Below are 20531 nucleotides of genomic sequence, written 5' to 3' on the forward strand. Positions count from 1 at the left end.
GTAACGCGCTGCTCGTTAAAAGCGATAATACTTCAGCATGTCTGCTGCCACTTTTTTTGCATCGACCTTGTATTCGCCGGACTGGATTTGTGCCTTTAGCTTTTGAACACGCTCGGCACGGGCATCCGTATATTCCGTTGCGACCTTCATTTCCTTTGCGGCAGATGAAATTTCTAATTTATCGGCAAACGATTGGCCTGCCTTATTCGTCTGAGCCGTGCGTTTTGTTTGATTGTATGGATTTACATTATTTAAACCGATGCCATTGATTTTCATCATGCATCCCTCCCTCTTTCGCTTTTCAGTTATGTTTTATTTCGGTTCTGCATAACAAAAGTTAATAAATTAACGAAAAAACCTACAGAGCGACTAGTAAACGCCATGCCAAACCAGACCATTTTTCATGTATTCCATCATTTTCCGCCATATTTTTAGACCATAAAACCTATAATTTGTATCGTCCCTATTTTAAAAAGGTTTACTAAAATGGCGCCTGAATATTTTTAACTATCCGCTCTACTGTGTATTTTCCTTTTTTCCCGTTGTTGAATCCCCTTATATTTGCTCAGGGCATCTACCAACCTATATATGCTTTCTCTTCTATTGTAACTTTCCCCTTCCTCATTCTCACCTTTTCTGCCCAGCTGCATGGAAAATGCTCAGGGGAAAGTACTCTTTTCTTTAGAACGCATCTTAACAGGCGTACCGGACATCGGTTATCCTGCAGATAACCTCGCTTTTATCTCTCCATGTGGCGCAGGCCCGGAGTAAATTATCTGTTTCCCGTACTATGACTTATAAAAAATACCACCTGTACAAAACAGGGGGTATCTTTTTTACGGCTCCATTTATAATCCTACTAGAAACCGGTATTCTATTTTTTATTCCGTTCTGCATGATACGTGGCACGATCCTGCTGGATGATACTTTCGCGGAATTCCTTCGCCGCTTCAAATGTACGCAACCCAGATTTAATCTCTTCAGTACATTTTTCACAGAGCTTACCTTTGTTTGTCAGGCGTCCGCAGTTATCACATGGGTAACCTAAATTTGGGAACATGGCCGGATGCAGCCTTCCTTTTCTCACCCATTTATAGAGCAGTTCACGTTCCACCCCTGTCGCTTCTTCAATCCGATCAACCGTTGCTGCTCGGTTTTCACGTTTGCGTAAAAAACGATATACGATCTGATATAGATCCTCTTCTTTTTGCGCGCAATTGTGACATACTTCGCGCAGCCCTGTATAGTTGAAAAACGCCCCGCACATCGGGCAATTTCGTAATTCAGCCATGATAATCCCTCCATCTATTCCGTTCTACCAAATTAGCTTTAGTATACATGATTCCATATAGGAAACGAGCATCTTTTCCCAATTATTGTTTTTCAGACACACTTCTATCCTCTGATCAGCGTAACGGAAGCTACAGATTTCGCACCTGCCTCAAGAAGCGCTCTTTTTGCGTGCTCAATCGTTGTCCCGGTCGTATAAATATCATCAAACACAACGTAGTGGGCAGCCTTTACCTCACCTGCTGTACGAAAAAGCTGGGGTGTATTCAGCCGCTCTTCGCGTGTCTTCTTACTTTGTGTATCGGTCGTTGTTTTTTCAAGTAAAGGTGTGTAAGAAATTTTTGCAGCATTTAGTAATTCTTCTACCGGTGAAAATGTCCGCTCAAGCAGTTTTTCCGGATGCATCGGCACCGCCACGATAATCCTCTTTTCATTCTTCAGCAGATCATGCAGCTTCCGTTGAAATACTTTAGCAAGTACGACATCATACAAAAACTTATAGCGGTGCAAAAAATCTTTCATTGGTTCATTATATTGATAAAGAGAACGGTGATCAGGATCCGTATCGGCCGACAACTCAAATTTTCCCTCGCAGTCTGCACAAATAATCGGAGGAAAACGTTCAAAAAATGTGAGCCATGACACCTGTGTCTGGAGGGGTTTTTGGCATAGAAGACAATTATGTACCTCTTTAAGCACTAGGGAATCCCTCCTTGTTCAACCTTTTGATTTCCTCTTGGGCCATGTCCATCTCCACTGTCATGCCGTGATGAAAAAAGACAATATCCCCTGCCGGAAAATCCTTATTCCTGCCGACACGTCCGCTAATTTGAATAAGGGCACTTGCTGTAAAGATCTTGCTCTCTGCTCCGACTACAGCGACTTGGACATTTTTGATCGTAATTCCGCGCTCCAAAATTGTCGTAGTAAGCAGCCCCTTTATTTCTCTGTTCCGTAAATGCAGGACCTTTTCTTTCCGATCGGAATCCTCCGCATGGACAGCTTCAATTTTAGAATCTAGCTGCCGAAACAATGGAATCGCCTGCTGCATCAATTCAATAGTTGGAAAGAATATAAGAAACGGCTCGTTTTCTGCTATTCTTTTTTCCGTCCACTCTTTTAGCTTTTTCGGAATACGTTTTTTCTTTATTGACTTGTCATATCCCCACAGGCTGCTAAAGCGCGGGACAGGTAAAGGGTGGCCGTGATAGCGGCTCGGAATAAAGGAATAGCCGCCGGTCTTTTTCAGCTCCAGCAGCTCAGATGTTGGCGTTGCGGTCACAAAGGCAATCGGTGCCTGCTCTTTTTTCGCCTTTTGGACAGCTTGCTGCAAAGAGGCATCATACGTATATGGAAAGGCATCTGCTTCGTCTACAATCATGATGTCAAACGCCTGCTCAAATCGGTATAGTTGGTGGGTGGTAGCTATGATAAGTGGGGCATACATACAGCTTTGCGGGGCACCACCGTAAAGCGCCTGCACAGTCGTCTGTGGGAATACTTCCGCAAAGCGTGGTGCAAGCTCAAGCACTACATCAGTTCTTGGGGTAGCTACACATACACGCTTTTTCTCGTTTAATGCATCGTGGATAGCTGTAAACAAGATCTCGGTTTTTCCTGCCCCGCATACCGCGCTAACGAGATGGCTGCGCCCCTGCTTGATGCTCTCTGTCAGCTCTATAGATACTTTCTCCTGAAGTGGAGTGAACCGGCTTTTCCACACAAGGCTGTGGTACGAATTCAACTTGGGGAGCGGTCCGTTCCAAGTGAGCAATTCAGTACAGCTGCTCATCCTGCCCATCTGTATACAGTAGCGGCAGTACGTACATACTTTTTGGCAGCGTGCACAATGATAAAAGATAAATTGTTTCTTTTCTTTATTTAAACACCTGTGACAGACAGGCCCCTCTCCGATCGCCGGCTTTATCTTAAGAAGCCCCCGCTTAATATAGATATCTATTTTTTCTTTCGGAAAAGGAGTTGTCTCCCTTGCCCATATTCGTCCTGTGAAGAAATTTTGGATGCTTGGCTCTAGTAAAAACCCTTTATACTTTTGGAAACTTGAAGATTTCTTTGTGCGCATTTTTCCTCCTCCATAAAAAAAGCGGCTTCTACTTAAATAGTAGAAACCGTCTTCTATTAACCCTCTTTTTTCATCCAGCCCATCGCAATAGCACCTTCGCCTAAATGCGTGGCAATAACCGGCCCGAAATAACTAAATTTGAAGTCAACCGTCGGGAAGTCCTGCTCTAATTGTGCAAGCCAGGCCCGTCCCTCTTCCTCACAGTTGGCATGGATTACAACCGCCTGTAATTTTTCGTACTGTTGTGTCGATTCCTTCAATAGCTCCTCTACACGGCGCATTGCTTTTTTGCGTGTACGGATTTTTTCGAATGGCACAATCTTTTTATCAACAAAGTGCAGAATCGGCTTCACCTGCAGCAATCCGCCGATCAGTGCTGCCGCTGCAGATAAACGTCCGCCGCGCTGCAAATGGGCTAAATCGTCCACAATGAAATAGGCACTCATTGTTGCTTTTAGCTCGTCCAGCTTTGCGATGATTTCTTTTGCTGAGGCACCACGTTCCGCCATTTTCGCTGCTTCGATAGCGAACATACCTTGTGGGCTGCAAGCTACTTCGCTGTCAAATGCGTAAACTTCTATGTTATTCACCATATCTCCGGCCTGAATGGCACCCTGATACGTCCCACTGATCCCGCTTGATAGATGGATTGTGACGATTTCATCATACTCTTTTGAAAGCTCTTCGAAAAGCTCTACAAATTTCCCGACAGGCGGCTGCGTCGTTTTCGGAAATACTTTTGCGCCACGCACCTTATCGTAAAATTCGGAAGCTGTAATCGTTACTTCTTCCTCATACGTACCATCTTCCAAATTGACACTTAGCGGTACCATGCGGATATTATAGCGTGTGCGCTCTTCTTGCGTTAAATACGCTGTACTATCGGTTACGACTGCAGTTTTCATTTTCCCACTCTCCTATGCTCATTAGTTTACCGTATCCATCAGAGAATGTGAATGCCAAAGTGGGAGAAAACGCCATTCATGAAAAAAAGCGCTCGGTGATTTTTCCACAGAACGCTTGATAATTTACTTATTGATTATCCATTGAGTGAACACTCGTTACCTTCCATGTCTCATCTTCTTTCACAAAGACAACTACCGTCCGAGCTTCACCTTTCATTTCAATATTTGTTTTTTCCTCCACCATATCGGCGGTCATATTAGAGAAAACCTGCGCTTCCTCTTCACTATATTTTACGATCGTAACATCTTCCGCTTTTCGATTAATCACACTATATTGAGAAAAAATCTGTTTTGCCGCCTCTATATCTTCCTCATATTTAAATCCTTTTGCATGCTTTGATGTTGTTTCCGCATAGCGGTCAATATCCTCCGCATTGAAGGCATCTATATACTCATGGAAAGCAGCGAGGATTTTCTCTTTTTCCTCTGCCGGTACATTTGCTGCTTCTTCAATAGAGTCACCCATTACTTCAAAGCCGACTGTTCCTTGTTCAATAACTTCTTCGGTACTTTTCTCTTTTGTATTATTATCTTTTTCTTGTTCTGTATCCCCACAAGCAGCAAGTACAAGTACTGTTATGACTGCTAACAACCATTTTTTCATTGTTCACAACCTCCCGCGCAATATTGTAGCATAATTCGCATATGTAAGGACGAAATAACGTATGGAATGTTGCATGAAATATGGCAGAGTATTGTCTTTTTACAGCGAAAATCAATAGATTTCCAGCCTATATTCCTAATTTCATGAACCTCTGGGCAGCTAGATGAAAGTTTCTTTTTATCTAGTCAATCTAACTTTTTAAAGGCCATCATTTGTTGAATCAGGACTGATTATCAGCTTTTTTCTCATCATTTATAGGCGATTTTCACCCGGTTATCAGCGGTTTCGCCCCATTTATCAGCGGTTTTCCTCTGCATAAAAATATAAGAACCCTACCAATCCGTAGATTGACAGGGTTCAATGGGTGTTAGCGTACTTCTACCCAGCCGTTTTTGATTGCTGTCACAACCGCCTGTGTACGGTCGTTTACATTCATCTTTTGCAGAATGCTTGATACGTGGTTTTTAACCGTTTTTTCAGAGATGTAGAGTGTCTCACCAATTGCCCGGTTTGACTGGCCATCCGTTAATAGCTGAAGGACTTCACATTCACGCTTCGTCAATAAGTGGAATGGACGGCGGATTTCTGTTTGGTGGAAGTTTCCTTTATTTTCATGCTCAGATAAGCGGCGGAATTCCGCTACTAGATTTTTCGTTACTTTTGGGTGCAAGTATGAGCCGCCGTTTGCTACTACTTTGATTGCTTCGACGATTTCATCCGCATCCATTTCTTTTAGCATATAGCCGAGTGCACCGGATTTTAATGCATGTGTCACATATGATTCATCATCATGGATCGACAGCATAATCACTTTTGCATCGCTGTACTCTTTAATCAGCTCGGCCGTTGCATCCACACCGTTTTTACCTGGCATGTTAATGTCCATTAATACAACATCCGGCATATGTGCAGCATATAAATTATTGATATCTGTACCGTCATCACCTTCTGCCACCACTTCAAAGGTGTCTTCAAAATCTAAAATACGCTTTACTCCTTCACGGAATAATTGGTGGTCATCTACAATAATAATCTTCGTCATCTCTGTTACCCCCTATAAACTCTCGGTCGTTTTCTACATTTTTATACTTCGTTTCCTGGGAACGGGATTTTGAAAATAACAAGCGTTCCTTCGCCTACATGACTGCGTATATGCATCTGACCTTCCAGCAAGTCAACGCGCTCGCGCATGCCAATAAGTCCAAACGACTGTTCTTTTACTGTCTCTTTCTCAAAGCCCGTACCATCATCTTTGACGACGATATTAATCCCGCTTTTCAACCATTCTAATTTAACATTTATTTCCTTAGGTTTGCCATGTTTTAATGCATTTGTAACACATTCTTGAACTAACCGAAAAATTGCTACCTCGTGTTCGGAGGGAATTCGCTTTTCCCGTCCAAATGATTGGAAATAAATTTGTACTCCTGGATTATACTCCATTACGGTCGATAAGTATTTCTTCAGCGTCGGGACAATTCCTAGATCATCCAACGCCATAGGTCTTAAATCATATATGATTCTCCGCACTTCGGAAAGGGCATTTCGTACTGTTATCTTCAAATCAGCCAGCTCTGTAATAGCGGCTTCCATGCCTTTTTCACGATATGTGCGCTCAATTAGACCGGAACGCATCAGCACATTCGCCATCATCTGTGCCGGACCATCATGGATTTCCCTAGACAGCCGCTTCCGCTCCTCCTCCTGAGCTGCAATAATGCGGATGCCAAAATCTTGTTTAATTTTCGCCTGCTCCAATGCAATCGTTACATTTCTTAGATCAGATGTTAAATAGTTGATGACAACATTCACTTGATTGACAATATGATCAGCACGCTCTATCGTTTCATAGAGGGCTTTTAGCCGCCGTTCCAGATCATCCCGTTTATCACGCAGTTGCTTTTCTTTTTCCCTAGCGAGCATAAGCTTGATTTGTAAATCATTCGCTACTTCGTAAGCCGCGCGGACCTGTTCTTCGCTATAATTATCAAAGGCTTTACTCACTTGGACGAGCCGTTGCTTGGAAAGTTGTGATTTGACCTCCAAATGGTCTGCTTCATCAATGACAAGAGCTATTTCCTGCCGGACAATTTCCAGTTCCTTCTGCATTTCCTCGAAGCTTCTTCGACTTTGTTCGCTTATAATAAAAATGTCATCTTTCGAACTCGTAATCGTTTCAAGCATTCTATTAAATATAACATCCAGGGAAGCAATATCTAATTTATCATTCGAAAACATAAAAAATCTCCATTCTTCTTAGATGTTGCTACTTATTTCGGAAAGTAAAGTACAGCAAGACACATCTTATTACACTTAAATACAATAATTCTCTACTATTATAACATTTAACGAACAAAATTTAAGTAAATTTATAAATACTATCCATTATAATTTCAAAAATGAGAGGAGTCATCATAATGCGAAAGGACTATAAAACAATAAAAGGATATGGAGAAAAGGAAATAATTATTTCGAAGTCAAGATTTATTTGCTATATAAACCGGGCAGAATCTGAGTCAGAAGCCCTGGAATTTATTGAAAAGATCAAGAAAACCCATCCGAATGCTACGCATAATTGCTCATGTTATATGGTAGGAGAAAATAATCAAATTCAAAAAGCGAACGATGATGGGGAACCAAGCGGCACTGCAGGCGTTCCAATGCTAGAGGTGCTAAAAAAACAGGACCTCAAAGATACCGTCGTTGTCGTTACACGTTATTTCGGCGGTATAAAGCTTGGCGGCGGCGGTCTAATCCGCGCATACGGCAAAGCAACAACTGAAGGGATTGCAGCTGCCCAGGTAGTTGAACGCAAGCTCCATCATATTATGAAGGTGGCAATCGACTATACTTGGCTCGGCAAAGTGGAAAATGAGGTACGCAGCTCCCAGTATACATTGCGTGATATCCAATATACTGAAGGAGTCGAGCTATATGTGTTTGTACAAAAAGATGACGAAGAGGCGTTTACCGGATGGATGACAGAATTAACGAATGGACAAGCGGATATTACATGTATCGACAAGCAATTTGTAGAATTTGTCGTTTTGTAAAGTAATTTTCATTTACGCTCCAGCAAAAAACGAGTATAATTAAACAGATTAAATAGAATTTGCAGCTACTATTCCTGATAGAGGAGAATTTAATATGAATCGATTAACGCAGAAAAAGCCAAGGCGTTCATCCAAGCTTGGTCTTTTTCTAAAAATAACACTTATTTTAGCAGCATCCATCCTCATTTGTGTGACAACGTACGGCATTTATTTGACGAAGAAGGCTGAACACGCTGTCAATAACGCGTATGAGGCCGTGGAAAACCGCGAAGTATCTGATAAACGCGAAACAAAAGTCGAACCTCTTCAAGACAATGTCTCCGTGCTGTTCATCGGTATCGATGATAGCGAAACACGCGGACAGGGTTCAGATGGTTCACGCTCTGACGCTCTTTTGCTGGCGACATTAAACAACAAAACTAAAACTGTCAAGCTCCTAAGTATTCCGCGTGATTCCTACGTAGAGATCCCTTACGTCGGCTACAAAGACAAAATTACACATGCCCATGCATTAGGCGGCACATTGGCTACAATTGAAACAGTCGAGGAACTGTTTGACATCCCAGTTGACTATTATGTACGCATGAATTTTGACGCTTTCATTGACGTCGTAGACGCATTAGGCGGTATTGAAGCAGAAGTTCCTTACAAGATGCTGGAAAAAGATGAATTTGATCGTTATACAATCGACCTGGAGCCCGGCTTACAGGAGTTGAACGGTAAAGAAGCGCTAGCCCTTGCCCGTACACGGAAGCAAGACAACGATATCGAGCGCGGAAAACGCCAGCAGGAAATTCTTACAGCCATTCTTTCAAAAGTTGCATCCGCTTCTTCAATCACAAAATACGATGATGTCATCGAAGCAGTCGGCAACAATATGAAAACTGATATGACATTTAAAGAAATGAAGTCCTTCATCAGCTATTTATCCGAAGGTATGCCACGAGTGGATACATTGACTTTACAAGGCTATGACGACATGTCAACAGGCATCTACTACTACTCATTGGATGAAGAAGCATTAGAAGAGACAAAGCATATTTTGAAAAGCCATTTAGGTCTTGTTCCAGAATCAACGAATGTTTCGGGTATTTCAAATGATGATTCAGAAGAACAAACACAGTCCGATTCAACTAACAGCAGTGCATCCCAGTAATAACCGTCCCCCGCAGCGATTGCGGGGGATTTTTTATTTTTCATAGTCTCAAAGAGTTTGCTATTGCATGAATTTGTGGTTGTATTACGCGAAGTCAGGGCTCAATTATGCGAATTCTCCTCTTTATTGCGCTAATCATCTCTTTCGGCTTACACACTCCCCTCACATCACAACAAAAAAAAGCCACCGTCCGAAGACAGTGACTTTTATATCCACTTAGGTTATTTATTTAAACATACGTACAAAATTAATGAGTGGACGATAGTTTTTACCGGCCAGCCCGATGACTTCTACAAATAGCTCGATTACAACTAAAATAACCGTAATCAGTAAAATAGCTCCCCAAATTTTCGCCATGGAGAAAATGATGGCAAACAATCCAAACAGCATCGCAATACCATAAATGATCAGTACCGTCTGACGGTGGGAAAATCCTAAATCAAGTAAGCGGTGATGCAGATGGGATTTATCGGGGTCAGACCATTTCTTTTTCATCCGTAGACGTCTGACAATCGCAAAGAATGTATCCGAAATCGGTACACCGAGCATGATAACAGGAACGATAAATGATACGACTGTGATGGACTTGAATCCTAGCAGTGATAATACCGCAATCATAAATCCTAAAAAGAGCGCTCCTGTATCTCCCATGAAAATCTTCGCGGGATGGAAATTATAAAATAAAAAGCCAAATGTACCTGCTGCAAGAATAGCTGCTACAGCTAATACAAATCCATTGCCCATAATAAATGCCATTGCTGCAAGTGTAATCAAGGCAATTGTCGAAACTCCTGCTGCCAGTCCATCAAGCCCATCAATCAAGTTAATGGCATTTGTAATCCCGACAATCCAAAGAATGGTAAGCGGAATACTCAAGGCCCCGAATGCTAACGTCCCTTCATCAGTAAAGGGAAGATTGATGTTTTCAATTTGGATACCGCCGTAAAAAACGATAATACCTGCCGCCACTAACTGGCCAAGCATTTTCGCTTTCGCTGATATTTCGTACATATCGTCAAGCACGCCGGTAATTACAATCACCGTCGCCCCTAAAATAATCGCCAGCATATATTGATTATCCGGTCGCAATACAGCGATTCCGATTAAAAAGGCTCCAAAAATAGCGAGCCCGCCAAGCCGTGGCATAATGCGTGCATGCACTTTCCGATAGTTTGGTGCATCGACCGCTCCAATCCGAAAGGCTAAACGCTTTACAAGTGGAGTTAATAAGATGGCAGCAACCATCGCCACGATTAAAGACACGTAAATCATGTCTATCCTCCTTAAGAAAAAATAGTATACACTTTTACTCAAGTGTATTATAGCACGTCCAATTCATAAAATATAGCCTTTCTCTGTAGTATGAGCATCTCCCGTTATATTTACCATCCTTTTCGAAAATGAAACCTTTTCCATTTCTATATATTGAATTTAATTCTCCCTATACCATTTGCGCTTGCTGCACGTTCTGCCTGAGCCTCAGACCAGCATGATACTAGTCATAAAGGCATTGCCACATGATGTGGCGCTCTTTAGCCTTTATTCTCCCTCTTGTGGGGTCTCATTCTCCACTCTCTTGCAACGCAACGTAACAGACACAAATGCACCATTTGTAAGCTAATGGGAGTTATAAATTCAACCTGTATATATAGTGACGCCGCTTCATACCTTCAGGATGCAATTTATCAATTTTTTGCGGATAACCCTTTGGATTATACAACATTACTTACCTGACAATAGAGGCACATGTTCTCTAGTAAAAGAAGTGGTATCCCTATCTGACATTTAGTAGAAAAACTTATTAAATTTTGATAAAATATTTTATGTCTACTAGTAAAGTAGACGAATTAAAAGGAGCGTAAATAAGATGTTCTCAATTTTTAAACGTAATAAAGAGCAGACAAGTGCTCGGGAATTAAAGAAATACTATAAAATTGTGGATGAAATTAATCGCCTGGAAGACAAGTTTGCCCCGATGACAGACGAGGAACTCCAGCATATGACTGTAGTATTTAAAGAACGTCTGGAGAAAGGTGAGACAATCCCGCAAATCGTACCTGAAGCGTTTGCGGTTGTTCGCGAAGCCTCCAAACGTGTATTAAACATGCGCCACTTTGATGTACAGCTGATCGGTGGTCTTGTATTAACAGAAGGCAATATTGCCGAAATGCCTACCGGTGAAGGGAAAACACTCGTTGCTTCCCTGCCTTCCTATGTACGCGCATTGGAAGGAAAAGGCGTACATGTCATTACGGTAAATGACTATTTGGCCAAGCGTGACTTTGAACTGATCGGCCAGATTCACCGATTCCTCGGCCTGACAGTCGGCCTAAACGTGCCGATGATGGAGCCGGATGCGAAAAAGGATGCCTATAATGCAGATATTACGTACGGTGTCGGAACTGAATTCGGCTTTGACTACTTGCGGGATAATATGGCCCACTCCATTGCAGACAAAGTACAGCGTCCGTATCATTTCGCTATTATCGATGAAGTTGATTCCGTATTAATTGATGAGGCGAAGACACCGCTCATTATCGCTGGGAAAATGATGGCCAATGCCGAATTGCACCAAATTGCCGCTATGCTGGCAAAACGCTTTGTCGTAGAAGAAGACTATGACTTCGACGAAGAGACAAAAGCTACTTCCCTCACTGAAAAAGGCATTGAAAAGGTGGAAGCTGCCTTCGGTGTAGATAATTTATACGATTTAGAGCATCAAACACTTTACCACTACGTCATTCAGGCCGTACGAGCACATGTGATGTTCAAACGGGACGTAGACTATATCGTTCGTGAGGATAAAATCGAGCTTGTTGATATGTTCACGGGACGTATTATGGAAGGCCGTTCATTATCTGATGGGCTGCACCAAGCAATCGAAGCAAAAGAAGGCGTTACGATCACTGAGGAAAACAAAGCCCAGGCACAAGTAACGATCCAAAACTACTTCCGTATGTACCCTGTCTTATCGGGAATGACAGGTACTGCGAAAACGCAAGAAAAGGAGATCATGGAAGTATACGGCATGAGCGTAGTACAAATTCCTACGAACCGGCCGCGTGCCCGGATTGATAAGGAAGATCTCGTATTCGAAACGTCCGAGCAGAAATACGAATATGTGGCACAGGAAGCCCTGCGCCGGCATGAGAACGGGCAGCCAGTACTTATCGGGACAACCTCTATTTTGCAATCAGAAGAAGTATCAAAATACTTGAAGAAATATAGTTTACCGCATCAAGTATTAAACGCCAAAACTGTGGAGCAGGAAGTACAGCTCATTTCCGAAGCCGGACAAAAAGGCCGTATTACAGTCGCTACAAACATGGCCGGCCGTGGTACTGACATTATGCTCGGTGAAGGTGTACACGATTTAGGCGGACTTTGTGTTCTTGGTACTGAAAAGCACGAAAGCCGTCGTGTAGATAATCAGCTTCGCGGTCGTTCCGGACGACAAGGTGACCCAGGTGAAACACAGTTTATCCTTTCGATTGAGGATGATATGTTACGCCGGTTTGCCAAAGAAGATGTAGAGAAGTTCAAAAAGAAACTGGAAGCAAACGAAATCGGCCGTATCCTCAATAAAGAGGTCAATGAGCTGGTTGAACGTACACAGCGTATTGTAGAAGGCGCACACTTTTCTATGCGTGAGTACAACCTGAAGCTTGATGATGTAATTAATGACCAGCGTCGTGTTGTTTACTCCCTCCGTGACAGCGTACTAAAAAACGAAGATCTTTTAGGTAAATTAAAAACGATGTTAGAGGAAACAGTCGACTTTGCTGTCCGTGACAATGCACCGGAAGAGCTGAGCATGGTTGAATGGGACTTCGATAAAATGGAGCAGACAGTCAATTCCCTATTCCTGACACCTGTAACAATCGATCGTCAGGAAGAAAAAATAAGCCGTATTTTAGCAAGTCTGCAACCGCAAATAGATGAAATCAAACAAATGATTGATACGTACAGCGAAAATGAGCGCATGATGCAGGTTATTCCAAATGTCATGCTCGCATACATCGACCGTATGTGGGTAAAGCACTTGGAGCAAATGTCCCACCTGAAAGAGGGTATCGGCCTTCGCCAATATCAGCAGGAAGATCCAATGCGTATCTATCAGCGGGAAGGCTTAGAGCTATTCGGTAAAAACTATCAAGAACTACGCCGACAAATCGTAGAAGAGCTCGTTATTTTCATGAAGGATTTAACGATGCAGGAGCAGGAGGAGCAACAATAATGGGTTTATTTTCATTTTTCAAGAAATCAGATACAGTCGGTAAAGATTCAGCAGTCGACTCAAAAGAAATTGTACAAGGCAAAACACCATTAAGTACAAAATCGCAAGTAAAAACAAAGCTGTCCTTCCATCCGGATTGGAATGTACCGCAGGAGCAGCAATATGTGTTCAACTTCCTGGCAAATGATCTGCAGCCGTTAAAGCCAAACCAATTATCACTCGCTGCAATCAATATTGAGGAAGATAAAAAAACAGGAGCCTGGAATGTGAAAGCATTCTTCCGCTCCTCCCTATCCCAGCCAATCGAGCTTGGCGAGATCGAGCTGCTGCTTCTGGATAAAGAAGGTAAGCGGATCGGGGCGAAAACATTTAATTTCAAGGATCTTGGCGTCATCCCGCCAAACAGTGCACGGCCATGGGTATTTGAGTTTGATAAAACATCTGTGGAAGCAGAAGAAATACCGGAAGATGGCTGGACAATTGCCTTTAACCTGATCTCCCTGCGAGGCCATCAGCTCGATCTGGATGAGACATGGAAAAAGCAGCTTCCGAAAGAGCAGCAGGAAAAACTGGCCGAAATTATTAAAGATCTGCCGAAGCTTGGCAAAACAGAAGTTAACTTTACCGGCTTACAGGTTCGTCTAAATGAAGACAAATCGCTGCATGCTTCTATTTTCATTCGGAACGGCAACGACAAATCCATCAACCTGGAGCAGTTACCGTTGGAAATTATCGATGCAAACGGCAAACGTGTAGCAAAAGGGTCATTCAAAATGGATCCTGTTTTAACAGTACAGCCAAACTCTACAAAACCGTGGACATTTATCTTCCCGGCTGAGCTTGTAGAGGGAGAAGATGCTGATCTATCCCGCTGGACAGCACGCGTACCCCAATAGTCTCTTTTATCCGCCTTTCGTTTAATCGAAGGCGGATTTTTATTTCTCTGCTTTTGCCCTTACCAATAAGATATTAAAAACCACCTGCCTCATACGAGGGAAATAATAACTGAAGAAAGAACTATACATCGAAAAACCCACCTTCCGCTCTTGCAGATGGTGGGTTTCTTATATTGGCTATTTGGCTTTATTATGGATAAATTATACGTTGATTAGTAGTATGTATGATCAGTCGTTATTACTATTGAACAGTTGCTACACGCTTTGCTCCTACGTAACGGCTACCCCAGTACCACTTGTCATTAATATCAGTAATTGTTACTCCTTTACCAGTCATCGAATGGATAAACTTGCTCCCTCCGATATAAATCCCTACGTGAGAGATTCCTTTTCCAGAAGTATTGAAGAAAACTAAATCTCCTGCTTTTAAATCGCCCTTCTTGATCGCTGTGCCTGTTCCATACATTGATTTAGATGTACGTGGCAGTGAGACACCAACTTGGTTGTATACGTGGCGTACATATCCGGAACAATCAAAACCAGAAGTAGTTGTGCCTCCGTAGCTGTATTTTACACCGATAAATTGTTTAGCTGTTGCTTGAAGCTGTTCGACTGTCAGTGTAGAGGCCTCAGCTTTGTCGTCTCCCATTACTGGAGAGAAAAAGATTGCTATTGCTGCTATTAATGCAAGCGCACCATACTTTAATACCCTAATTTTACTCATCGTAAACCTCCATCGCCAAAAAAAATAATTTTTTTCTGAAAATTTATCCTGTAATTAGAGTAACATGTATGAGCCTTTTGTAACATTACAGTTATGTAACAAGTTGGTTACGTTTTACTACCTAAGGAAATATATTACATAAAGTAAAAACGCTTATATATCAAAGCTTCAACCAGCTATTCAAAAATAGTACTACATATTATTTTACATTTCCGTATCTATTCACAACAACTTTGTAATATTTGTAATGAAACAGTGCTAGATTGTATTTTAACGCGGCAAGGCTCTTTTGCTGCTGAAAAGAGGCCTGTGCTGGGCCATTTACTGTTGCGATGTGTAGACGGTATGCCTCTCGCCCTTCCACTGACAAAAATAGAGCCAGACAGAAAGTTACATTTTCTGTCCGGCTGTTTCTTTTTTACTGTATTTGATTAAATCTTTTAAAGGCTACAAATCTTGTATCCCAGTAGCTATAGGAAAGACTGGATACTTCTACGCCATTTGAGCCCGCGTGGATAAACTGGTTATTTCCTATATAAATACCCATATGTGAAATGGTTGGAATATAGGTATTTTTAAAGAAAACGACGTCTCCCGGTACAGGGTTTGCCACCACTGTCGTATCATTCATAAAATAATCCAGACTGCTTTTGCGGCTGACATTTACCATTGCATTTGTATAAACATATTTCACAAATCCACTACAGTCGAATCCCGATGTCGTATTTCCTCCATATATATAGGGAGTGCCAATTAAAGAGTAGGCTGTTTCAATTGCCTTTTTATACTTCTCCTGAGAGGCGGCGCTAGGCTGCACGGTAATTTTCTTCTCTGCCGCCAATTGGGCTGCTATTTCCTTATCTGCATTGGACATAGCCGGCTGCTGTGAATCTGCTGGTGGATTAGTACTAGGCAATGTGACAACCGTCCCAGCAGAAGTTAATTCTTCCTTTTTAATGATCAATGTCTGGTTGACATAGATGACATCGGAAGACAATCCATTCCATTCCTTTAACTTGGCAATAGTCGTATTGTTTTTGGAAGCAACTTTTGTTAAATTATCGCCTTTTTCCACGATATATGTATAGATCTTTGATGACACAGCACTTGGCTTGATGGCCGGAACTGTAGTAGCTACAATTGGCAGCTTACTTGTCTGCCCGCCTGTCGACTGCTCTTTTGTGACGATCAGCTTTTGGCTTACAAAAATAGTATCCTGCTGCAAGTTGTTCCATTGCTTTAATGAGGCAACAGTTGTCCCGTTCGCTAAGGCAATTTTAGACAGTGTGTCCCCTTTTTGCACCGTATAGGTTGATGCGTGTGCTATCGGAGCCGCCAACATGCTTGTCATTACGACAGAGGCTAATATAATTTGCCATTTTCTCATAAAATCCGCCCGCCTTCTCTACTATTATTCTACCATTTTACTGAAATTTCCCTGCCTTAATCAATAGACTTATAACCTAGTATTAAAAAGGCCTTTTGTACTACATTTTTTTACCAACTTCTTTTTTTAAAAAATTGCTAAAATAGTTATAAGAAAAATATAGGCAACCTCATTTTTTTATGATAGAATCAGTTCTTGTGTGAAACATTAAAGTTTTTTGAAAGTTTACGCTTTTCTCAAATTAAAAGGAGTTTTAAAAAATATGTCTAGTAACAAAGGATTTTTCAAAGAGAATATTGCAGTAGGTTTTATGCTATTTGCCCTATTTTTGGGGGCGGGAAATATTATTTTTCCACCCTTACTCGGCCAGCAGGCAGGAGAACAATTCTTTATTTCTATTATCGGGTTCCTTATTACAGGCGTAGGGTTACCATTATTAGCAATTGTCGCCGTAGCGAAAAATGGCGGAGATTTGCAAATATTGTCTAATCAGGTGCATCCTATCTTCGGGGTTATCTTTACTTCGATCGTGTATTTATCGATTGGACCATTCTTTGCGATTCCACGTACAGGAGCAGTATCCTATAATATCGGAATTACACCTTTCTTAACAGAAAGTCAGTTGGAAAGTTGGGTGCCTTTATTTATTACAACATTGATTTTCTTCAGTGTGACGCTGTACTTGGCGTTCAACCCAACAAAGCTGGTTGACCGGATCGGTAAACTTCTGACACCTGCTTTATTAATCGTTATTTTAATTTTAGCTGTGAAAGCCTTCGTGACACCTATGGGTGAATTTGGTGCGTCACAGGGCAACTATAGCAGCCATGCTTTTTCTGAAAGCTTCATTCAGGGCTATTTAACAATGGATGTACTTGCCGCATTAGTATTCGGAATTGTCATTGTACAGGCTCTGCAGGCCCGTGGTGTAAAAGATGTATCAAAGCAAGTGAAAGTTTCCATATTCGCAGGAATTGTAGCAGCACTCGGCTTATCATTTGTTTACATTTCCTTGTGCTACATCGGTGCTACAAGCGTTCATGCAACTGGTTATTATGAAGACGGCGGGCAAATTATTGCTGCAGCAGCAAAAGTGCTGTACGGCAGTTTCGGGAATATCGTGTTATCTGCTACTATTATTCTGGCATGTTTAACAACATCTGTCGGGTTACTTTCAGCAAATGCCACATTCTTTAATCGTCTCTTCCCTAAATTGTCCTACAAGGCATATCTGATTATTTTTACGGTGTTTAGCTTTGCCATTTCCAATGTAGGATTGGCAAAATTGATTTCTATTTCGCTTCCAGTGTTAATGATGATTTACCCAATCGCCATTGTATTGATGATCGTGTCATTATTTGCCGGGCGCTTCAATCACGCAAGAATTATTTATGCACTTCCATTGTTTGTCGCGACTGTTGTCGGGCTAAACGACGGGCTAAAAACAGCAGGTATTAAAATTGCTGCGTATGATAACCTACTAAATCTGCTGCCGTTGCAGGAGCAAAGTCTCGGCTGGCTGATCCCTTCAGTTATCGCATGTGTAATCGGTATCATCATTAGCTTAGTAAGCAAAAAGTAACAAGTATCCGATGGGAGCCGCTCTCCCATCGGGCTTTTTTTATCCCTTTCCTTCCATATTACTTATCTATAACTTTTAGAGAAAAAGTATATATGGAAAATAGCCAACTTCTTACAATCGTTATATAATAAAGATACTACGCATAAAGGTGTGATGTTTTTGAAGAAAATCCAATGGCTGGCCTGTATATTCATTCTTTTATTACTGCCAGTGTCAGCTAGTGCTGCCCCATTAAATGAAATAAAAGACTATGTAGAATCGCTCTATGTAGGGGAAATAAAGGGAGATTTACAGAAGGCTTCCTCTGCGGAACAAATCATCGATATGCTGGATCCTTATTCAGCTTACTTTACAGCTGAGGAGTTTGAGGCATTTATCAATTCTATTGAAATGACGTCTGTAGGAATCGGGATCGTGATTGAGGAGCACAGCAAAGGCATTTATATTTCTGATGTTATAAAAGGGGGAACCGCTGAACAGGCGGGAATAGCTATTGGTGATATTATCACGCATATTGACGGTAAAGAGGCTGCCAATTTGACGACATCACAAGCTTCTTCTCTTATATTAGGAGAGGAAAATACGAGTGTGACCTTAACCGTTTTAACATCAAACGGGCAGTCCATTACAAAAACGATTGTCCGTAAGCCTTTTTCTTTGCCTAATGGTACTTCAAAGCTGCTTTACGGAAATGTTGGGTATATTGCCCTTTCCTCCTTTTCTTCTGACGCAGCAGGGCTTGTCAAAAAGGCAATCCGAGATCTGACAGCAAACGGGGCCACAAGCTTTATACTAGACCTTCAGGATAACGGCGGCGGCTATGTAACTGCAGCTGAAGAAGTAATCGGTCTGTTCCCGAATGCAAAAGATGCCTATACGTATGAGGATGCTTCAGGCAGCTATTTGATACGTGCCAAACGCCAATCGATTCAATTTCCAAAGGATACACGAGTCCTGATCAACCGGTACAGCGCGAGCGCTTCAGAAATGACAGCAGCTGCCCTGGTGGACCAAAAAGCAGCGATTCTGTACGGCGAAAGATCATACGGCAAAGGAACGATGCAATCCTTTTATGAATTATCGGATGGCAGCTATTTAAAGCTGACAATGGCGCAGTTTGCCGGTCCTACTACTACCGTTATAAACCATGTTGGTGTAAAGCCGCATATTGAAACTTCCGATAACGGCATATACCGCGCCCATTATGATGCCGTTGCAGCCAATCTTCCCGCCTATCGGGAGCTTGCAGCGCTAAAGAACGTACCAGCGACTAAAACATTTACCGTAAACTTCAACCATGATCTTACAACAGTACCTGCTGATACGATTGATCTTGTAAAACTCGGTGATGGGCGCATAGATGCTGAGGTGAAGGTAGAAGGCTCAAAGGTACTTATAAAGCCAAAGGTAGCATTAACTTCAGGCGGCCACTATATGCTGGTCGTCCACCCAAATATAAAGGGCCTCAACAGTACAATGAAAAAGGGCTCATATCTTTACATCACAGTAAAATAGCCTTTATAATCGGCTCCTCCCTCGCTATATAGTGAGGGAGGTTTTTATATGAGTTTGATAGACGATTGCACGAATACGGGCCTCTATTGTGCCATTCTATCCTTTTAGCCTATACGTTTCTTTTAAACAGGCAGCTTTGCAGATGGATTGGAATTTCATCAGCAATAAAAAAAAGCCGGCACCCCCTCGGCACCGGCTTTGTCAAATGCTTTAAATATTCAGAAATTAAAGCGCAAATACATTGGCATGTTAACGGACAAGCTCTTCCTGTTCAGCGAAATAGATATTAATAATATCCTCAGCCAACATTTCAGGCGTACGCTTTTCTGTTAATAGTTTAGTTAATGTTAAACGTTCCAACGAGCCTAACAGACTTTCTACGAATATACGAGTATCTACATGCTCCAGCATAGAACCTTGGATATTATGGACAGTCATTATCTCCACCAGGCGATCTGCAAGCTCTCTCTTCATCTCTTCCGCTTCTGCCGATTCAAAGAAGCCGATTTTCGTCAGATTCGGATTTTGTACAAAGTAAGATAAAATATCCTTTAACATCGCAAACATTTTTTTACGAACGTTTTCATTGCCTTCCAGCTGTGCTAAGCCACCGTTGAAAATATCATAAAAACTCTTTTGAAACTCGGAATTTAAGTCGTTGAACAGGGATTCTTTACTGTGGAAATACAAATAAAACGTAGGTTGAGTTAAATTAGCTGCCTTCACAATATCACTAATCTTTGTTTGATGATAGCCGTGAGCCGAAAAGAGCTCAATTGCTTTCTCCAATAACAGTTGTTTGCTTCTTTCTCCACTTGAATTCACTCGTCGTCCTCTTGCCATACTTCTCCACCTTTATCTCTCTTTAATAGATGTTTGGTACTTCACACGTTACCAAATATTGTACATTCATTATATATTAATTTTTTTTCAAAATAAAGGCTTTAGTCATAATTCAAACGATTAATATGACAGATTATAGTCCATTTAAATTATCCAAAAGTAGGCTCGTTGCAGGATTTAATAAACAAAAAGATAC

20 protein-coding genes are annotated in these 20531 nt (G+C 41.7%); 7 read left to right on the forward strand and 13 right to left on the reverse strand.

All coding sequences use genetic code 11. The annotated features are described in order from the left end of the window. Positions 1 to 15: 15 nt before the first annotated feature. The 4 genes from flgM to BOD01S_RS04590 all read right to left on the reverse strand — a co-directional run bounded on the left by flgM (position 16) and on the right by BOD01S_RS04590 (position 3013). Entirely contained in the window at positions 16 to 279 is a 264-nt protein-coding gene (gene flgM, locus BOD01S_RS04575) for a flagellar biosynthesis anti-sigma factor FlgM (protein WP_233153096.1), read from the reverse strand. 595 nt (positions 280 to 874) lie between these two features. Then, positions 875 to 1291 (reverse strand): TIGR03826 family flagellar region protein, encoded by a 417-nt coding sequence (locus BOD01S_RS04580; RefSeq protein WP_036155631.1) that lies wholly within the window; start codon positions 1289 to 1291, stop codon positions 875 to 877. 104 nt (positions 1292 to 1395) lie between these two features. After that, positions 1396 to 1989 (reverse strand): ComF family protein, encoded by a 594-nt coding sequence (locus BOD01S_RS04585; protein ID WP_036155629.1) that lies wholly within the window; start codon positions 1987 to 1989, stop codon positions 1396 to 1398. Next, on the reverse strand, positions 1982 to 3013 hold the full coding sequence (locus tag BOD01S_RS04590) for a DEAD/DEAH box helicase (RefSeq protein WP_322787990.1): 1032 nt from the start codon (positions 3011 to 3013) through the stop codon (positions 1982 to 1984). Before BOD01S_RS04590 ends, BOD01S_RS04585 begins: the two co-directional genes overlap by 8 nt. Before the next feature lie 6 nt (positions 3014 to 3019). Between BOD01S_RS04590 and BOD01S_RS23905 the strand changes: the two genes are divergently transcribed. Then, positions 3020 to 3175 (forward strand): hypothetical protein, encoded by a 156-nt coding sequence (locus tag BOD01S_RS23905; RefSeq protein WP_322787991.1) that lies wholly within the window; start codon positions 3020 to 3022, stop codon positions 3173 to 3175. 254 nt (positions 3176 to 3429) lie between these two features. Here the strand turns inward: BOD01S_RS23905 and BOD01S_RS04595 are convergent, their stop codons facing one another. From BOD01S_RS04595 to BOD01S_RS04610, 4 genes are all read right to left on the reverse strand, one after another. Then, a complete protein-coding gene (locus BOD01S_RS04595) occupies positions 3430 to 4278 on the reverse strand; it encodes a DegV family protein (RefSeq protein ID WP_036155626.1) in 849 nt (282 codons plus the stop codon). Between the two features lie 127 nt (positions 4279 to 4405). Further along, positions 4406 to 4942, reverse strand: coding sequence for a nuclear transport factor 2 family protein (locus BOD01S_RS04600; RefSeq protein ID WP_036155624.1), 537 nt, complete (start codon positions 4940 to 4942; stop codon positions 4406 to 4408). A 367-nt stretch (positions 4943 to 5309) separates the two neighbouring features. Next, entirely contained in the window at positions 5310 to 5984 is a 675-nt protein-coding gene (locus BOD01S_RS04605) for a response regulator (protein WP_036155621.1), read from the reverse strand. Between the two features lie 41 nt (positions 5985 to 6025). Then, a complete protein-coding gene (locus tag BOD01S_RS04610) occupies positions 6026 to 7180 on the reverse strand; it encodes a sensor histidine kinase (protein ID WP_036155619.1) in 1155 nt (384 codons plus the stop codon). Between the two features lie 179 nt (positions 7181 to 7359). Between BOD01S_RS04610 and BOD01S_RS04615 the strand changes: the two genes are divergently transcribed. Both BOD01S_RS04615 and BOD01S_RS04620 read left to right on the forward strand, forming a co-directional pair. Beyond that, positions 7360 to 7995: a YigZ family protein gene (locus tag BOD01S_RS04615; protein WP_036155617.1), complete on the forward strand. Its 636-nt coding sequence runs from the start codon at positions 7360 to 7362 to the stop codon at positions 7993 to 7995. A 94-nt stretch (positions 7996 to 8089) separates the two neighbouring features. Further along, a complete protein-coding gene (locus BOD01S_RS04620) occupies positions 8090 to 9151 on the forward strand; it encodes an LCP family protein (protein WP_036155615.1) in 1062 nt (353 codons plus the stop codon). Positions 9152 to 9376: 225 nt separating this feature from the next. Here the strand turns inward: BOD01S_RS04620 and BOD01S_RS04625 are convergent, their stop codons facing one another. Beyond that, a complete protein-coding gene (locus tag BOD01S_RS04625) occupies positions 9377 to 10423 on the reverse strand; it encodes a glycosyltransferase family 4 protein (protein ID WP_036155613.1) in 1047 nt (348 codons plus the stop codon). 595 nt (positions 10424 to 11018) lie between these two features. Here BOD01S_RS04625 and secA2 point away from each other — a divergent pair. Together secA2 and BOD01S_RS04635 are read left to right on the forward strand one after the other, a co-directional pair. Then, positions 11019 to 13388: an accessory Sec system translocase SecA2 gene (gene secA2 / locus BOD01S_RS04630; protein ID WP_036155611.1), complete on the forward strand. Its 2370-nt coding sequence runs from the start codon at positions 11019 to 11021 to the stop codon at positions 13386 to 13388. Then, entirely contained in the window at positions 13388 to 14284 is an 897-nt protein-coding gene (locus BOD01S_RS04635) for an accessory Sec system S-layer assembly protein (RefSeq protein WP_036155609.1), read from the forward strand. The genes secA2 and BOD01S_RS04635 overlap by 1 nt, the downstream gene beginning before the upstream one ends. 241 nt (positions 14285 to 14525) lie before the next feature. On the opposite strand, the gene BOD01S_RS04640 is transcribed toward BOD01S_RS04635, so the two are convergent. The 3 genes from BOD01S_RS04640 to BOD01S_RS04645 all read right to left on the reverse strand — a co-directional run bounded on the left by BOD01S_RS04640 (position 14526) and on the right by BOD01S_RS04645 (position 16395). Next, positions 14526 to 15008: a C40 family peptidase gene (locus BOD01S_RS04640; protein ID WP_036155607.1), complete on the reverse strand. Its 483-nt coding sequence runs from the start codon at positions 15006 to 15008 to the stop codon at positions 14526 to 14528. A gap of 199 nt (positions 15009 to 15207) precedes the next feature. Beyond that, a complete protein-coding gene (locus BOD01S_RS23195; RefSeq protein WP_169745620.1) occupies positions 15208 to 15372 on the reverse strand; it encodes a hypothetical protein in 165 nt (54 codons plus the stop codon). 54 nt (positions 15373 to 15426) lie between these two features. Continuing rightward, the gene (locus BOD01S_RS04645) at positions 15427 to 16395 is read right to left on the reverse strand and encodes a C40 family peptidase (protein ID WP_036155606.1); all 969 of its coding nucleotides are present in this window, start codon (positions 16393 to 16395) and stop codon (positions 15427 to 15429) included. Between the two features lie 262 nt (positions 16396 to 16657). On the opposite strand from BOD01S_RS04645, the gene brnQ reads away from it, so the two are divergent. Further along, positions 16658 to 17977, forward strand: a complete 1320-nt coding sequence (gene brnQ / locus BOD01S_RS04650; RefSeq protein WP_036155604.1) for a branched-chain amino acid transport system II carrier protein — start codon at positions 16658 to 16660, stop codon at positions 17975 to 17977. Positions 17978 to 18130: 153 nt separating this feature from the next. Further along, the gene (locus tag BOD01S_RS04655; RefSeq protein WP_407655989.1) at positions 18131 to 19492 is read left to right on the forward strand and encodes a S41 family peptidase; all 1362 of its coding nucleotides are present in this window, start codon (positions 18131 to 18133) and stop codon (positions 19490 to 19492) included. A 249-nt stretch (positions 19493 to 19741) separates the two neighbouring features. Here the strand turns inward: BOD01S_RS04655 and BOD01S_RS04660 are convergent, their stop codons facing one another. Further along, complete coding sequence (locus tag BOD01S_RS04660) at positions 19742 to 20335, reverse strand: TetR/AcrR family transcriptional regulator (RefSeq protein WP_036155600.1); 594 nt, start codon at positions 20333 to 20335, stop codon at positions 19742 to 19744. Positions 20336 to 20531 lie beyond the last annotated feature (196 nt).

The organism is Lysinibacillus odysseyi 34hs-1 = NBRC 100172, assembly GCF_001591965.1.
In the GTDB taxonomy this organism is placed as follows: Bacteria; Bacillota; Bacilli; order Bacillales_A; family Planococcaceae; genus Lysinibacillus_B; species Lysinibacillus_B odysseyi.

Bases quoted from the DNA above. Each gene is read 5' to 3' on its own strand.
- flgM (WP_233153096.1), bottom strand. From the start codon at position 279: ATGATGAAAATCAATGGCATCGGTTTAAATAATGTAAATCCATACAAT.
- BOD01S_RS04580 (WP_036155631.1), bottom strand. From the start codon at position 1,291: ATGGCTGAATTACGAAATTGCCCGATGTGCGGGGCGTTTTTCAACTAT.
- BOD01S_RS04595 (WP_036155626.1), bottom strand. From the start codon at position 4,278: ATGAAAACTGCAGTCGTAACCGATAGTACAGCGTATTTAACGCAAGAA.
- BOD01S_RS04600 (WP_036155624.1), bottom strand. From the start codon at position 4,942: ATGAAAAAATGGTTGTTAGCAGTCATAACAGTACTTGTACTTGCTGCT.
- BOD01S_RS04605 (WP_036155621.1), bottom strand. From the start codon at position 5,984: ATGACGAAGATTATTATTGTAGATGACCACCAATTATTCCGTGAAGGA.
- BOD01S_RS04610 (WP_036155619.1), bottom strand. From the start codon at position 7,180: ATGTTTTCGAATGATAAATTAGATATTGCTTCCCTGGATGTTATATTT.
- BOD01S_RS04615 (WP_036155617.1), top strand. From the start codon at position 7,360: ATGCGAAAGGACTATAAAACAATAAAAGGATATGGAGAAAAGGAAATA.
- BOD01S_RS04620 (WP_036155615.1), top strand. From the start codon at position 8,090: ATGAATCGATTAACGCAGAAAAAGCCAAGGCGTTCATCCAAGCTTGGT.
- BOD01S_RS04625 (WP_036155613.1), bottom strand. From the start codon at position 10,423: ATGATTTACGTGTCTTTAATCGTGGCGATGGTTGCTGCCATCTTATTA.
- secA2 (WP_036155611.1), top strand. From the start codon at position 11,019: ATGTTCTCAATTTTTAAACGTAATAAAGAGCAGACAAGTGCTCGGGAA.
- BOD01S_RS04635 (WP_036155609.1), top strand. From the start codon at position 13,388: ATGGGTTTATTTTCATTTTTCAAGAAATCAGATACAGTCGGTAAAGAT.
- BOD01S_RS04640 (WP_036155607.1), bottom strand. From the start codon at position 15,008: ATGAGTAAAATTAGGGTATTAAAGTATGGTGCGCTTGCATTAATAGCA.
- BOD01S_RS04645 (WP_036155606.1), bottom strand. From the start codon at position 16,395: ATGAGAAAATGGCAAATTATATTAGCCTCTGTCGTAATGACAAGCATG.
- brnQ (WP_036155604.1), top strand. From the start codon at position 16,658: ATGTCTAGTAACAAAGGATTTTTCAAAGAGAATATTGCAGTAGGTTTT.
- BOD01S_RS04655 (WP_407655989.1), top strand. From the start codon at position 18,131: ATGTTTTTGAAGAAAATCCAATGGCTGGCCTGTATATTCATTCTTTTA.
- BOD01S_RS04660 (WP_036155600.1), bottom strand. From the start codon at position 20,335: ATGGCAAGAGGACGACGAGTGAATTCAAGTGGAGAAAGAAGCAAACAA.